Source organism: Exiguobacterium sp. SL-10 (assembly GCF_004337025.1).
GTDB lineage: Bacteria > Bacillota > Bacilli > Exiguobacteriales > Exiguobacteriaceae > Exiguobacterium.
In genome coordinates this window covers 191177-206324 of sequence record NZ_SJUP01000001.1, presented here as the reverse complement: position 1 = coordinate 206324, position 15148 = coordinate 191177, and the positions used below count along the sequence as shown (strand labels likewise).

The window sequence follows — 15148 nt, the reverse complement described above, 5'->3', positions numbered from 1 at the left end:
GGAAGGGGTCCTCTCGGGCCCCTTCCATTTTCGTCAATCTTGTATTTTCCGTGCTTGTGTCATTTGATTCGTCAAGAACGCTTTCTCTCGTGGATGAAACTCATCCAGGTCGAGTGCCTCCTCAAAGTAATCGATGAAGTCTTCGAACGTCTCATCGAGCGACGGATGTGCTTGGAGTCGGGCAATCCGAATCGCCTCGAAGACGGAAGCCATCACAAAGATATCATGGCTCGCGTACGTCTTGACCGGGGCAAACGCCTCAAATAGCGTCGCTTCCATCGTTTTACGTTTCGCATGCCAGTTACTCTTGTCATTTGAGAATAAAAAGTCACCTGCAGGCAATCGGCTCAGTTCACGTAAAATATCCCCGATGTAGTGGATCGCGTGAATCGCCGTATTCGGATCATTGATACCTGGTGAAACGCCTTTCAATGCAATCTCACTCAACTTTTCGATGACGAACGCCGGGTCTTGAATCGAGGAGCGGACTTCGCCGATTTGAAAAACGTCGAGATCAGGTACTTCTTCCGCGAGCCAATAGCCGAGAATATCTCCTTTCGCCACGAAGTCCCCAACGGCGACGACCGATTCGAAGTCGATGTCGTGGTTTTCCTGCTTCTCGCTGGAGAACAGTTGGACATAGCCCGTCCGAGAAGCGTAGACCGCCTGACCCTCGAACATGTGAATCGCACGTTTCGGGACGATGTACATATCTTCCTCTTCGATCGCACGTCTTTGGTTTTCGATGACGGATAATGCCTCACGATGCAACGATGATAACAGGCGTTCAGCTTGAATCGAGACGCTGATCGTTTGAATGAATTTAACGAACGCCCAAATCGAGCTGACCACGAGCAGGACGCTGATGCCTGACGCGAGCACGGCATCCTCCTCCGACGTCCGGATGAGGAATAAGTTCGTAATGCCGTATACTGTCGTCATAATGAACAAGCCGAGCGTATGCTTCGACGCCGAGTTCGTCAAAAAGTTATTGATCGTCCGGGGCGAGAATTGCGACGAATACGTTGTCAAGACGACGAGAATCGTCGAAAAGCTGAACGTCATCATCGTCATGAGGCTAGTGAATGACGAGGATAGAACGGAAGCCGCTGAATCCTTGTCTAAATAAATGATTTCCGGTAACAGTTCTCGAAAAAAACTTCCAAAATATTGGGTAAGGAACGTCAACACGATTCCTCCCACCCCGTACAAGAATGGGACGAACCAGGCACTATCGGCTAACATCAGTTGTAAACGCTTGAGCATCAAGACACCTCTTCGTATGTATAAGTTGGTAAAAAAATCGCCTGTCCATATGAACAGGCGATTGGGGTTTAGAAATAGTGACGGACTTTCGAGAAGACATCCCCGTCGAGAATGAGTTTACCGTATTCTTCAAGCATCGCTAACGTCTGCGTGCTGAACGTCAAATACTCGGCCAAGAGACTCAATACGTTCTCTTCTTCTTCCGGTTCCATCTCGTCTGGGAAGTCAATCCACAAGTAATACCGATTTTCGTAATGGAATAACTTGAGGTTGACGTTATTCAACGCCTCGCCTGCGCGTTTACTAAGCGAGATGATCGCCTCAAAGTCATCCGTCTCCATAGCGAGCGGAGCCCACGCCTCCGGTTCGGCTTCGATTTCATCAAGTTCACTCAATTGATCAAGTACCGATTGCTGATCGCGTGCCTCATCGATTGCCGAGCGCAGTAGTGAACCGAGCTCAGAGTCGTCTTCAGAGTCAATCACATTCTTCGCGATTGTCACGGTCACTTCAAGTCCTTTTTCAAACGCTTGTACTTGTATCCATAGTGGACCATCAAACGAGATATCTTCTCGTTCGTGCGCTTCGTCCATCATCTGCCAGAACAGCTGCTCACCACGTTCTCGGTTATACCAGATTTCATCACGAGCGAAACCGCGTTTCTCGATATCGACATACGTAATGAAAAATTTGACGGTGTTGTCGTTGATGCGCTCAATTTTCACGATTGTCCACTCCCTTCTCACCTCACTCCTACTTCAACAATTAAGGAGGAGAGGGGAAATTGTCTTGTTATCATAGTACCCTTTTTTTAACGTGTCAATCTATTGATGATGGGGTTGATACTATTATTTTATCGGAAAAACGGAATAATAAAAAGCACACTGCTTAGACAGTATGCTTCCTCACTCGTTGACGAGTCGTTGCGCTTCTTGAAGTTGGAACGTCCGGACCTTGCGCGGCAAGAATCGACGAATCTCATCTTCGTTGTACCCGACTTGAAGACGTTTATCATCAATCAAAATCGGACGGCGGAGCAGTCCAGGATATTCTTGAATCAAATCGTATAGTTGTTGGAGTGAAAGCGCATCGACCGATACGTCGATTTTCGAGAAAACTTTAGATCGAGTCGAGATGATTTCATCCGTCCCATCTTCTGTCATACGCAAGATTTGTTTGATCTCATTGAGTGAGAGTGGTTCTGAAAATATGTTCCGTTCCGTGAATGGGATATCATGCTCCTCGAGCCATGCGCGTGCTTTTCGGCACGATGTGCAGCTCGGAGACGTGTACAGTGTGACCATTTTCGTTCCTCCCTGATCAAGTGTTCGTTCATCTTTTTCAAGTGACTCTATTTGTATACCCAAAAAATCGTTCACTTAATTATAATAATTCTTAATTATTGAAACTTCAATGATAACTTTTCTCATTCAAGTAAGAAAAGAGGACGCATTCAGGAGAATGCGACCCTTGATCGACCGTTTTAGGACGCCGGCATCCGAGAAACCGGTTGGGACACCGTCTCTTTGCCAGGCTTCACTTGTAAGTCTTTCAATTTCTTCTTCAGGACTTCCTTTAGAAGTTTCTTTTTCTTTTGCAATACTTTGTCACGCTCTTTCATGGTCTCTCACCCCCAACGTCATAAGGACTCGACCGACCGTTACTGAATCTGAAAATCTTGAACTTGCACTAATCTACAATTAAATTATAGCACATTCTTATGAAAATGGTTGAACAATCTTACTGTTTTTCATCATTTCACATGTTCCAAATTTGCTTTTCTTATTCAATTCCCGTATAGTTAATAGAAATAACCTTTGAAATCACCAAGGAGGAGAGCGAATATGAGAATTACGTTAGAGACGATTATGCAACACCCGGTCACCCAGAAATACTTGACCCGTTCCGGTCTAAAACACGCCGTCGATGTGTGTGAACGCGCTCTCGAATTGGCGACGCGACGAGGACTCGATACGGATTTAGCAACGAAAGCCGCCCTACTCCATGACATCGGTCATTACGAATGGTATACCGAAGGAAAATGGAACTACGACTTGTATCGCCAAAACGATATCCACGCCATTAAAGGAGCCGAACGCGCTCATAAACTATTGATTCGACTCGGAGAAGATCCGGCACGTGCAAAAGAGGTCTCGGTTATGATTTTACTTCATACCGATTCTTATTTACCGCCTAGCCGAATTCAACGGACACCGCTCCAACAACTCGTCCATGATGCCGATACGTACGTCGAACAACCAGGCGGTCTCCACCACTACGAGACGATGGACATCGAAGACGCCTTGGCCCGTGTCCGTTTGATTGACGCGGTCGTCGAACGGCTCTCGAACTTGCCACGCATCTCCAACGCCTGACACCGTCTGATTGACGGTGTTTTTATTTGCCTTCAAAAAAGTCCCGAATCCTTTTGGATTCGGGACTTTCTGGTTATACGAGTTGCGCTTTATACGCTTCGTACTCTTCGTCTGTCAACGAGACGTAATGACCTGGCTCGACTTCGCGGAGCGGCGGGATGCTTGAATCTTCATCCGAACGTCCGACGGCACCGAGTGATTTTGACTCATACACGATCCGCTTACGTGTGCGCTCATGCTCTGGATCCGGAAGCGGGATCGCTGAGAGAAGCGACTTCGTGTAAGCGTGGATTGGGTTCTCATACAAACGCGCTGCAGGAGCGAGTTCGACGAGATGACCTTGATACATAACACCGATCCGGTCTGAGATATACTTGACCATCGACAAATCGTGAGCGATGAACAAGTACGTCAAGTCACGGTCGCGTTGCAATTCTTTCATCAAGTTGACGACCTGGGCTTGAATCGATACGTCGAGAGCCGAGATTGGCTCATCGGCGATGATGAAGTCTGGTTCGACCGCGAGAGCGCGGGCAATCCCGATCCGCTGACGCTGTCCACCCGAGAATTCGTGTGGGTAACGGCTCGCGTGCTCTTTCGTAAGACCAACTGTTTCAAGGAGGTCATAGACACGATTCATCCGGTCTTCTTTCGTCTTAGCGAGGCCGTGGATATCAATACCTTCAGCAATGATATCAGCGACTGTCATCCGTGGGTTGAGCGATGCGTATGGATCTTGGAAAATCATTTGCATCGCCCGGTTGAACTTCAGCTTTTCAGCTTTATTCTTTTTCCCGTGGACGTTCTCGCCTTTGAAGATGACGTCTCCGTCGGTCGCGTCATACAGTCCGATGATGGTACGACCTGTCGTCGATTTCCCACAACCTGATTCGCCAACGAGACCGAGTACTTCGCCTTTATAAATATCGAACGAGATACCGTCGACCGCTTTGACGACGCGACCTCGGCCAATTTTAAAGTGCTGCTTCAGGTCTTTTACTTCGAGTAATTTCTCGCGTTCCATTATTCAGCACCACCTTTCAAAATCGATTTCGCGAACGCGCTGTCCGGACGGTACTTGAGAGCAAGGTCACGGATGGCTCGTGGCGGCGTCACTTGCGGTGCTTGTGGGTGCAGTAACCAGCTCGCCGCATAGTGCGTGTCACTAATTTGGAACATCGGTGGTTCTTTTTCAAAGTCGATTTTCATCGCATACGGATTACGTGGTGCGAAAGCATCGCCTTTAGGCGGGTTGAGCAAGTTTGGCGGTGTTCCCGGGATCGCCGGAAGCGCCTCATTCGGGTCGTCGGTCGGACGTGGCATCGATCCGAGCAAGCCCCATGCGTATGGGTGACGTGGCTCGTAGAAGATCTCATCGACCGTCCCTTTCTCAACAATCTTTCCGGCGTACATGACGGCAACACGGTCTGCCATGTTCGCCACGACACCAAGGTCGTGCGTAATGAAAATGATCGCTGTGCCCGTCTTTTGTTGAATATCTTTCAAGAGCTCCAAAATTTGAGCTTGAATCGTTACGTCGAGGGCCGTCGTCGGCTCATCGGCAATCAACACTTTCGGGTTACATGCGAGTGCGATCGCGATAACGATCCGTTGACGCATACCACCTGAAAGTTGGTGCGGATATTGCTTGAGACGTGCCTCTGGGTTCGGGATCCCAACGAGTGTGAGCAATTCGAGCGTACGCTTCTTCGCATCCTCACCCGTGAGACCTTGGTGCTGCTTCAATCCTTCAGCAATCTGTTTAAAGATCGTCATCGTCGGGTTGAGTGATGTCATTGGGTCTTGGAAAATCATGGCGATATCACGGCCACGAATTTTCAACATTTCTTTTTCCGACAACTTCGCCAAATCTTTACCTTCGAACAAGATCTCTCCGTTCGTAATTTCACCTGGCGGGTTTGGGATCAGACGCATAATCGCTTTCGATGTGACGGATTTACCAGAACCCGATTCACCAACGATGGCGAGCGTCTCGCCTTTTTTCAAATCAAACGATACGTTGCGAACGGCTTGTACCGTTCCAGCATACGTATGGAACGAGACCGCTAAGTCTCGGACAGATAAAATCGTTTCCATTCACGAGTCCCCCTGTTTCTATAATTATTTACGCATTTTCGGGTCGAACGCATCACGCAAGCCATCGGCAAGCAAGTTGAAGCTGACCATGAGCAAGACGATGATGACTGACGGGATGACGAGCAAGTACGGGAACGTCCGTAGCTCTTTGTATCCGTCGTTGATCAACGTACCGAGTGACGCTTGCGGCGGTTGAAGCCCGATCCCGATGAAACTGAGGAACGCCTCGAAGAAGATGGCAGATGGAATCGTGAACATGAGCGTGATAATGATGGCGCCGAGCGTGTTCGGAATCAAGTGTTTGAAAATCAAACGGTTGCTTGACGCACCGAGTGTACGAGCGGCCAACACGAACTCTTGGTTCTTAAGTTTTAAGATCTGACCACGGACGAGTCGACTCATCCCAATCCAACCGGTAATCGTCATCGCGAGGATGATGGTGAATACCCCTGGATCAAAGATCAGAATGAACAAGATAATTAAAATCAAGTTCGGAACACCTGTCAAAATTTCAACGATCCGTTGCATGATGTTATCTGTGCGCCCACCGAAGTAAGCCGAGATTCCACCGTAAGCGACACCGATGACCGTATCGATGATGGCGGCCATCAAACCGATGAAGAGTGAGATGCGCGTCCCTTCCCAAACACGGGACCAAAGGTCACGTCCAAGGTAGTCCGTACCGAACCAGAAGTTCTCTTCGACATTCTTCTGTTCATAGAAGTCGATATCACGGCCACCAAGATTGGCCATGCCATCAAATCCTGCCCATTCGAGTCCAGTGACTTTAGGCGGGAGTTTTGCTTGAGAGATATTTTGTTCGTAAGCATCGCGGCCTGAGAGCATCGGACCGAACAATGCGAGTAATACGAGAATGACAATGATCGACAACGAGAAAATCGCCGCTTTGTTTTTCTTTAAGCGCATCCACGCGTCTTGCCAGAAGTTAAGACTTTTACCGGCGATTCGTTCACCGAGCTGTTCATTCATCTCGACACGTTGGAACATGTCTTGGTCGAACTGCTCGAAATTCTTTTTATTTTCAATCATCAGTTATCCCCCCCAAGACGAATACGTGGGTCAACGACTCCGTAGAGCAAGTCGACAAGTAGAATGATAATAATGAACAAGGCCGAGAAGAAGAGCGTTGTGCCCATGATGACCGAGTAATCATTCAATGTAATAGACGTGACGAACAACTCACCAAGTCCAGGAACCGCAAAGATTTTTTCGATAACGAACGTCCCTGTCAATAGGCCTGCCGTCATCGGTCCAAGAATCGTGATCGCAGGAATCATCGCGTTACGCACCATGTGTTTCCAAACGATGGCATTCCCGGTCAATCCTTTCGCCTTCGCGAGCGTGACATAATCTTGTCCGGTCACTTCTAGCATCTCGGTACGAACGAAACGAGCAATCGCCGCCGTAACACCGAGCGAGAGCGAGATGGTCGGCAAAATCGTATGCGCCGGTGAATCCCAAAACGCGACAGGGAGGATTTGCAACTTAACCCCTACATAGTACTGAAGGAGGGCGGCAAATACGAATGATGGGACAGAAATCCCGATAACCGATATGAACATTGAACCATAGTCGATGTACGTGTTATGACGGATGGCTGCTACGATTCCGAGCAACAACCCAACAAAAGTACCAAGGACTAATGCTTGAATACCTAATTGTGCCGAAGGTCCAATTCGTTCCATAATCAACTCCGTCACTGGCCGGTTGGCCGTACGGAATGACACGCCGAGGTCACCTTGCACAAGGTTCCCTAAGTACGTCGCATAACGAACTGGAAGCGGATCATTGAGTCCGTAACGATCGTTCAAGAGCTGAATTTGTGTCTCCGTCAATTTCTCCTGGTTTTGGTAAGGCGAACCTGGAAGCAGGTCCATCAGGAAAAACGTGAACGTCGCAATCAAGAAGAACGTGATGAGGCCGTAAGTCAGCCGTTGCAGAATATAACGTCCCATAAATAAATACCCCCTGTTTTTCTAATGTGTCTATGCTTGCACCAACAGCGTCATTATGACATATTGCCCTTTTCTTGAATTCACAAAATGAAAGGAATTTTCTGAAAGAATAGGTCAAACGTCATCTCAAGGCTCTTAGCACAGCACATGAAAATTAAAGAATCCTTAGTTTGTAAAGTATTCTGAATTTTCACTGTTACTACATTATACTTTACCAACAAAACATTTGAATAGTATTTTCTCTCATTTCCGGTTTTTTTTTAGAAAAGGGGGGACATGCATGATGCATGCCCCCTTCTCTTTTAGTTGATGTCGACGTATTTATACTGGTAATCAGCACCAAATAGTTGACGGTTGAAGTTTTCGACGTTTGGACGGAGCAAGTAAGCCACACCAGCTTGATAAATCGGCATGATGGCTTGATCTTGTTCGATCAAGAGCGTCTCAGCTTCTTTAAATTTGTCATAACGAGCATCGATTGCAGTTTCAGCAGATGCCTCATCAATCAACTTGTCATAGGCAGCAGACTTGTAGTTGATGTCGTTTTGACCGTTGTCAGACGTGAAGATGCCAAGGTTAGTGAGCGGATCTTGATAGTCAGGTCCCCAAAGGGCGAATGACATTTGGTACTCTCCGTTCGCTTCGAGTTCGAGCTTATTGTTGAACGGTTGTTGTGAGATGTTCACAGTCACGTTCGGTAAGTTCGATTCGATTTGGCCTTTCATATACTCTGAGATTTGTTTCGATACTTCGCTGTCGAATGAGAGAAGTTCGATTGTAGCAGCTTCGCCGCCAGTCGCTTCTTCCCAAAGTGATGCCGCTTCATCAGCGTTCGTCTCAAAGTGTGTCACGCCTTCTGTGTAATCCGTGCCGTCTTCATACTTGATGAAGTCTTTCGGGATAAATGAAGTCGTGGCGATTGAACCGTTGTTCAAGAGTTGGTCGATAATCCCGGCTGGGTCGACTGCACGAGCGATCGCTTTACGAGCGTTGACGTCAGCGAAGACTTCATCTTCATGGTTGAATTTGAAGTAACCGACGCTTGAACGAAGGCCTGTGTTATAGTCATCGTTCTCTTGGAAAGCAGCAACTTGTTCAGATGAGAGGCCAGCGTAGTCGACTTCTCCTGCTTCATACAAGTTGACGACAGTCGACGTGTCTTTGACGACACGAACGTCGACTTTCTCAAGTGATACATTTTCTGCATCCCAATACGCGTCGTTTTTCGTCAACACGTACCCTTGCTCACGATCCCACTCCGACCATGTGAATGGACCGTTGTAAATGTGGTTCTCTGGAGTCGTCGAGAAATCCGCACCTTTTTCAGTGGCGAACGCTTCGTTGATCGGTGTGAACGTACCGAACGACGTGAGTGAGATGAATGATGGGTCTGGACGTTCGAGTGTGACTTCAAGCGTCTTCTCATCGATTGCTTTCACACCAAGGTCTTCTTTTGGAAGATCTCCTGTGTTGATCGCTTCAGCATTTTTAACTGTGTTCATGATGTACGCGTATTGTGAACCTGTTTCAGGATCCACGGCGCGTTGCCAAGCGTAGACGAAGTCGTTCGCTGTGACAGGTTCGCCGTTTGACCATTCCGCGTCACGAAGTGTGAACGTATAGACCGTTTCGTCTTCGTTCACTTCTGGTTCTCCTTCGGCGATGGCTGGAACGGCATTCCCGTCTTGATCTAGACGGTAAAGTCCTTCCATCGTGTTGGCGATCAAGTTGAACGCGACTGCGTCCGTCGCGAGCGCCGGGTCAGCCGTTGTAATATCAGACGTGTCCGTCAAGCGGAGAACTTTTTCTCCGTTCGAAGACGAACCGCCGTCAGAGTCTCCGCCAGTCGAGCAAGCGGCGAGCACTGAACCGAGTGCCAAGATGAGTGTCATCATGAGCAAAATCGATTTTTTCTTCATTGCGATGTCCCCTTTCTGAATCGTGAAGCATGGCGTTTCGTCGGACGATAACATCTTACTTTTTCTTTAATTTTCTGAATATTTCATTTTGTATCCGACGAAAGAACGTTAGGGCTATTGTAAAAAATTTTTAATGAAACTGTCAACTCCCTATTAAACCGCTGTCATTTTCAACACGAACTTCTCGCCTTCTTCACTAATCAACAGGTATCATAGAGCCATAGGGCGGATGACTCGCTGGAGTCCATCCACACTGAAAGGAGTTTGTCATATTGAAAAATTTTAGAAGTATATTAATCGTTTGGGGAATTGTCACAATTGCCTATACGGTCTGGTCGAGCGTATCTTATTACAAAGATGAAACGTTATTGTTTCATTTGAGTGGCGGTTTGTTCGTCGCCGGGATGCTCGTCTTTGCGATTGGTATGTTCTCTCAAATGAGCGCGTCTGGACTTTTTGACGGCATCATGTACGGGTTTAAACGGAACCGACGCGCCAAATTGAAAGAAATTGACCCGGATTACGAAGAAGACGAAGAAGCGACACCAGAAGAACGCGCATCTCAAAAACAATCGGCTTGGCGTTGGGTATATGTAGGTGTCGGTAGCATCATTCTCTCCTACGTGATCACCTTCGTTTGACCTTCCGATTTCATGGGCGATATGCTACACTATGGCTAGAACAATAGGAAACACAGAGAAGAAGACAAGTACCTCGAATCCCCTTTCCCCCAGAGAGTCTACGTTGCTGCGAGTAGATGGAAAACGTCGAGCGAATGGACTTCGGAGTGGCTCGCCTGAACGGTAGTACGGCGAGACGGGTACGCCCGTTAACGCGATCAAGTGGCATGAACTTCATGCAAATTTGGGTGGCACCGCGGTTATTCGTCCCGATTTATCGGGCGGGGAACCGCGGTTTTTTATATTCTCTGGAGGTGCAATCATGGCAAAAATCTTTTCTGGCATTAAACCGACCGGCGTCGTGACGCTCGGTAACTACTTAGGCGCGATGAAACAATTCGTCGAGCTCCAAGAAGAACATGAAGCGTTCTACTGCGTTGTCGATCTCCATTCGATCACGGTCCAGCTCGACCGGGTCGAGTTGATGGACAATACGCGCAAACTTGCGGCACTCTATCTCGCCTGCGGTCTCGACCCTGAAAAGTCGACGATTTTCGTCCAATCTGAAGTGAAGGCGCATGCCCAACTCGGATGGATGTTGACATGTATTGCGGGAATGGGTGAACTGGGCCGGATGACGCAATATAAAGACAAATCACAAAACAGTGAAAACATCGGCGCCGGACTGTTCGTCTATCCGACGCTCATGGCAGCCGATATCCTCTTGTACGGGACAGAGCTCGTCCCGGTCGGCGATGACCAAAAACAACACGTCGAATTGACGCGTGACTTGGCTGAACGCTTCAACAAACGATATTATGAGACGTTCACGATTCCTGAGCCGCTCATTCAAAAAGAAGGCGCTCGCATCATGAGTTTGACGAACCCTGTCAAAAAGATGTCGAAATCGGACACGAACGCGAAAGGCTTCATCTCGATGCTCGATGAACCGAACATCATCCGCAAGAAAATCAAGAGTGCGGTCACGGACTCGAGCGGAATCATCAGCTTCGATCGGGAGAACAAACCGGGCATCTCGAACTTGCTTGAGATTTACTCGCTCTCGACCGATACGCCGATCGATGAACTTGTCGAGCGTTACAAAGATTCGAACTATGGGACGTTCAAGCAAGATGTCGCCGAAGCCGTCGTCGCTTTGCTCGAGCCAATCCAGAATCGCTATCATGAACTCGTCGATTCGCCTGAGCTCGACGCCATCCTCGATGCTGGTCGTGAAAAGGCAGAAGCTGTCGCCAATAAAAATCTCGCCAAAATCGAGAAAGCGATGGGCCTCAACCGAAAACGTGCCAAAGTGAAAAAATAAGATGAAACCGCCCTTTGCGTTCAAAGGGCGGCTTTTTTGTGTAGTGTGTTAGCTTAATTTGATGACACAAAAAAAGAGACAGGCGTCCCCGTCTCTTTTTTGTATACGTGTTGTTTCTTATTGCTCTTTGCCTTCGATGTAAGCCCACTTGTATGAGTAGTCAGCGCCGAACGCGTGTTCAACGATGTCCTTAACATATGGCTTCGTGAGGCGAGCCGATCCACGTTGGTAAACTGGCGAGATCGCATTCTCTTCAAGAACGATTTTCTCTGCAGCTTGAAGGTCAGCCCAACGCTGTTCAGCATCTGTGCTTGATTTCGCAGACTCGATGAGTTTGTCGAATTCTTCGTTCGACCACTTACCACGGTTGTATGGTCCGTCAGTGACGAAGAGGTCAACGAATGTCATTGGATCCTGGTAGTCAGGGCCCCATCCAGCGAATGTCAACTCGAACTCACCTTTGTTCTCAAGGTCAAGTTTGTTGTTGAACGGTTGTTGCTTGATTGTAAGCGTGATACCTGGAAGGTTCTTCTCAAGTTCACCTTTGATGAACTCACCGATTTGCTTCGCAGATTCTGAGTCGTAGTTGAGGAGCTCGATTTCGACAGAGTCTTGACCGATTTCTTCAAGTCCTTTTTCCCATAGATCTTTCGCTTTATCCACGTCGTAGCCGCCGATGTCGCCGTTCGCTTCACGGAAGTCCGCGCCGTCTGGTCCAGTTACGAAGTCTTTTGGTACGAGGTAGTTGGCAGGGATTGAACCGTTCGCAAGGAGCGTTTCAGAGATCGCTGCTTTATCGTATGCCGCGTCAATCGCGTTACGGATGTTTTGGTTGTCGAGTGCTTCAACCGCAGTGTTGAACTGGAGGTAGAAGAGTGTTGGCTCGACGACAGTAGAGAAGTCTTCGTTGTCTTGGTATTGCGCAACGAGTTCAGAAGTCAAACCAGTGCGGTCAACGTCGCCGTTTTCGTACAAGTTGACGCCTGTTGAAACTTCTTTAACGACTTTAACGTTGATTTCGTCAAGTTTGACGGCTTCAGCATCCCAGTAGTCGTCGTTTTTGACCATTTTCCAGCCTTGCTCGCGCTCCCAGCTTTCGAGTTTGAACGGTCCGTTGTAGAGCGTTGTCTCTGCAGACGTACCGAAGTTCTCGCCTTGCTCTTTGTCGAACGATTCAAGTTTAGGCATGAATACGCCGAAGCTTGTGAGGCCGAGGAAGTAGTCTGCTGGTGCAGTCAATTTAACTTCAAGTGTCTGCTCATCAAGTGCTTTGACGCCGACAGCGTCGCGCTCGCCTTCACCAGTGTTGTAGGCTTCAGCACCTTCGATGATTGACATGACGTAAGCATATTGTGAAGCGTTGTCCGGGTTAAGGACTTCTTTCCAAGCGTATTCGAAGTCGTTCGCTGTTACAGGCTCACCGTTAGACCAAGTTGCGCCTTCACGGATTTTGAACGTGTACGTTTTCCCGTCTTCAGAGACGTCATGATCTTCCGCGATCCCTGGTGTCGGGTTATCTTCGTCGTTCATACGATAAAGACCTTCGTTAACGTTGTTCAACACGTTGAACGATACCGCGTCAGTCGCGAGTGTTGGGTTAAGTGAAGGGATGTCCGAGCTATCGAGCAAGTTGAGGACTTGCGCTTCATCAGCTGAACCTTCTGAACCTTCTCCGTTTGATGGTGTCTCTTCTTCCCCACCCGAGCAAGCTGCTAGGAATGCGCTAGATAGAAGCGTTACCGACGTTGCTAAAGCAAAACCTTTTTTCTTATTCATTGCGATGACCCCCTGATTTTTTTCGGTTTAACGAAATGAACGATGGTAGAAAATTCTGATATTTCACTTTACAAATTTTGCTACCACAATCCCGTTGATGCAATAATACAATATTCTGATAATTTTGCAAAGTGTTTATTTTGATTTTTCTAAAAAATTTTTATTATAGGCTAAAAGCCCGCCTAGGGAGACGGGCTTTTAGCTCATTTTTCAAAAACTTTAGAAAAAGTTAGGACGTACGAAGGACCGATGACCGGAAACCCGATTTCCGCATATCTGGAATCGACAGCGTAAGATCTTCCAGCTTGATAGATTGGGATAACGACAGCTTCTTCCAACAATCGTTTTTCCGCTTGTCGATACGTCTCATTCCGGTCTGCAAGTGCTTCTGTCGACCGAGCTTCATTCATCAGCCGGTCAAACGTTTCGTCGGTGTACCCGCTCGAGTTCAAATAGTTATTTGTCTCGAATTGGGTCAAATATGCACTGAAGGTTGGATAATCTGGCTGCCATCCTGAAAGCGACAGCGCATAGTCGCCTGCGACTTCTTTCCTAACTTTGTCTCCGAGCGGTAACTCGACGACGTTCACTTGAAGACCGGGAAGTTGTTCGAGTTCGGTTTCAATCGTCCGGGCAATCTGTCTCGCCTCTTCATCAACAAAACTGAGCAACTCAATCTCGATTTCCTCTTCCTCGAGCCGATCAAGCACGTCTTTGAATAGTGTCGCCGCTTCACCTTCAAGCGTCGTTTCCATCTTCGTTTGATCGGTGACGAGCAAGCGTTCGGTCGTCCGTTCGGCCCGTGCGAGCGATTCTTCTACTGCTTCACGGTCTAAGGCGAGCGCGAGCGCACGCCGGAAATCGGCATCATCGAACGGATACTCGTCGACGTTCGGTTTTAAATAGAAGACACCGCTCCGCGGGATATCAACGAGCTTGCCTTCGAGTGACTCCAGCGTCCCTTCATCCGTACCATAAGGAATCGGATGAATACCGTCGGGCTCTGAACTTAACCCCTCATCCGTCCAGATGACAACCTTCTCAAGCGTGACTCGATCCGCGTCATAGTATGTTTCATTTTTTATTAACGTCGTCTGGGCCGCGTCGATTGATTCGACTTGAAACGGTCCGTTCACATCGAGATTTCGCCACTCCCCAATCATCGTCTGAGGCAAAAAAGCTGGCATCGCCAAGATTTGCTCAAACCCTTCCATCGGCCGCTCGAGCGTGAGTTCAAGCGTCTGTTCGTCGATTGCTTTCACACCGAGCATCTCGGGTTCTTTCGTCCCGAGACTGATCGCTTTCGCGTTCAATACGTCACCGAGGAGGAAACTGAACGGGGAATTCGTATCGTCATCGGCGAGCATCCGAAAATGATCGACGAACGTTTCAGCCGTGATCGCGTTCCCGTTCACGGTTTGACTTGCTTTCAAATTAAATGTGTACGTCGCCCCGTCCTCGGAACGTGTCATCGTCTCGACGAGTCCCGGTTCAATCTCACCGTTTGCTCCAAAGCGATATAATCCTTCATAAATATGCGACAACACGGTTTGTGAACTCGGATCAATCGCGAGCAACGTGTTCGGCTGCTCCGGCAACGTCTCCCCATGGATCGTCACGATCTGTTCTTCTGGTGGTAGTAATTCTCGTGCCTGCTCTCGTTGTCCGTACCAAATAACGAAAAAAAGGATAAGGACTGAACCCAACAAGGCGGCACCGATGAAAAATCGTTTCATCTAGCATTCTCCTCTCTGTTAGACCAACCCTTATACCCTACCCGTTTTTATCACTTTTT

General features: G+C 48.1%; 14 protein-coding genes and 1 other annotated feature. Of the genes, 3 read left to right on the top strand and 11 right to left on the bottom strand.

What is annotated here, in order from left to right; all coding sequences use genetic code 11:
• Positions 1-33 precede the first annotated feature (33 nt).
• The 4 genes from EVJ33_RS01010 to EVJ33_RS15490 all read right to left on the bottom strand — a co-directional run bounded on the left by EVJ33_RS01010 (position 34) and on the right by EVJ33_RS15490 (position 2887).
• Entirely contained in the window at positions 34-1266 is a 1233-nt protein-coding gene (locus EVJ33_RS01010) for a DUF2254 domain-containing protein (RefSeq protein WP_131433657.1), read from the bottom strand.
• A gap of 68 nt (positions 1267-1334) precedes the next feature.
• Entirely contained in the window at positions 1335-1991 is a 657-nt protein-coding gene (gene mecA / locus EVJ33_RS01005) for an adaptor protein MecA (protein ID WP_131433655.1), read from the bottom strand.
• Positions 1992-2171: 180 nt separating this feature from the next.
• Complete coding sequence (gene spxA / locus EVJ33_RS01000) at positions 2172-2570, bottom strand: transcriptional regulator SpxA (RefSeq protein WP_131433653.1); 399 nt, start codon at positions 2568-2570, stop codon at positions 2172-2174.
• Between the two features lie 179 nt (positions 2571-2749).
• Complete coding sequence (locus tag EVJ33_RS15490; RefSeq protein WP_201739646.1) at positions 2750-2887, bottom strand: hypothetical protein; 138 nt, start codon at positions 2885-2887, stop codon at positions 2750-2752.
• Positions 2888-3110: 223 nt separating this feature from the next.
• Here EVJ33_RS15490 and EVJ33_RS00995 point away from each other — a divergent pair, with 223 nt between their 5' ends.
• Positions 3111-3641 carry an HD domain-containing protein gene (locus EVJ33_RS00995; RefSeq protein ID WP_131433651.1) on the top strand — a complete coding sequence of 177 codons (531 nt, stop codon included), beginning with the start codon at positions 3111-3113 and terminating at the stop codon, positions 3639-3641.
• A 73-nt stretch (positions 3642-3714) separates the two neighbouring features.
• On the opposite strand, the gene EVJ33_RS00990 is transcribed toward EVJ33_RS00995, so the two are convergent.
• The 5 genes from EVJ33_RS00990 to EVJ33_RS00970 form a co-directional block, all read right to left on the bottom strand.
• Entirely contained in the window at positions 3715-4665 is a 951-nt protein-coding gene (locus EVJ33_RS00990) for an ABC transporter ATP-binding protein (protein WP_131433649.1), read from the bottom strand.
• Positions 4665-5738 (bottom strand): ABC transporter ATP-binding protein, encoded by a 1074-nt coding sequence (locus EVJ33_RS00985; protein WP_131433647.1) that lies wholly within the window; start codon positions 5736-5738, stop codon positions 4665-4667. Before EVJ33_RS00985 ends, EVJ33_RS00990 begins: the two co-directional genes overlap by 1 nt.
• A 24-nt stretch (positions 5739-5762) precedes the next feature.
• A complete protein-coding gene (gene opp3C, locus EVJ33_RS00980; protein WP_131433645.1) occupies positions 5763-6788 on the bottom strand; it encodes an oligopeptide ABC transporter permease in 1026 nt (341 codons plus the stop codon).
• Positions 6788-7714 (bottom strand): oligopeptide ABC transporter permease, encoded by a 927-nt coding sequence (gene opp3b / locus EVJ33_RS00975; protein ID WP_131433643.1) that lies wholly within the window; start codon positions 7712-7714, stop codon positions 6788-6790. Before opp3b ends, opp3C begins: the two co-directional genes overlap by 1 nt.
• 302 nt (positions 7715-8016) lie before the next feature.
• Entirely contained in the window at positions 8017-9633 is a 1617-nt protein-coding gene (locus EVJ33_RS00970) for a peptide ABC transporter substrate-binding protein (protein WP_131433641.1), read from the bottom strand.
• A 272-nt stretch (positions 9634-9905) separates the two neighbouring features.
• On the opposite strand from EVJ33_RS00970, the gene EVJ33_RS00965 reads away from it, so the two are divergent.
• Both EVJ33_RS00965 and trpS read left to right on the top strand, forming a co-directional pair.
• Positions 9906-10274 carry a DUF3899 domain-containing protein gene (locus tag EVJ33_RS00965; RefSeq protein WP_131433639.1) on the top strand — a complete coding sequence of 123 codons (369 nt, stop codon included), beginning with the start codon at positions 9906-9908 and terminating at the stop codon, positions 10272-10274.
• A gap of 46 nt (positions 10275-10320) precedes the next feature.
• Positions 10321-10528, top strand: a binding site (T-box leader).
• Positions 10529-10575: 47 nt separating this feature from the next.
• Positions 10576-11577, top strand: coding sequence for a tryptophan--tRNA ligase (trpS, locus tag EVJ33_RS00960; protein WP_131433637.1), 1002 nt, complete (start codon positions 10576-10578; stop codon positions 11575-11577).
• 117 nt (positions 11578-11694) lie between these two features.
• Here trpS and EVJ33_RS00955 read toward each other — a convergent pair whose 3' ends face one another.
• Together EVJ33_RS00955 and EVJ33_RS00950 are read right to left on the bottom strand one after the other, a co-directional pair.
• Positions 11695-13353, bottom strand: coding sequence for a peptide ABC transporter substrate-binding protein (locus EVJ33_RS00955; protein WP_131433635.1), 1659 nt, complete (start codon positions 13351-13353; stop codon positions 11695-11697).
• A gap of 203 nt (positions 13354-13556) precedes the next feature.
• Positions 13557-15089, bottom strand: coding sequence for a peptide ABC transporter substrate-binding protein (locus EVJ33_RS00950; protein ID WP_131433633.1), 1533 nt, complete (start codon positions 15087-15089; stop codon positions 13557-13559).
• Positions 15090-15148: the final 59 nt, after the last annotated feature.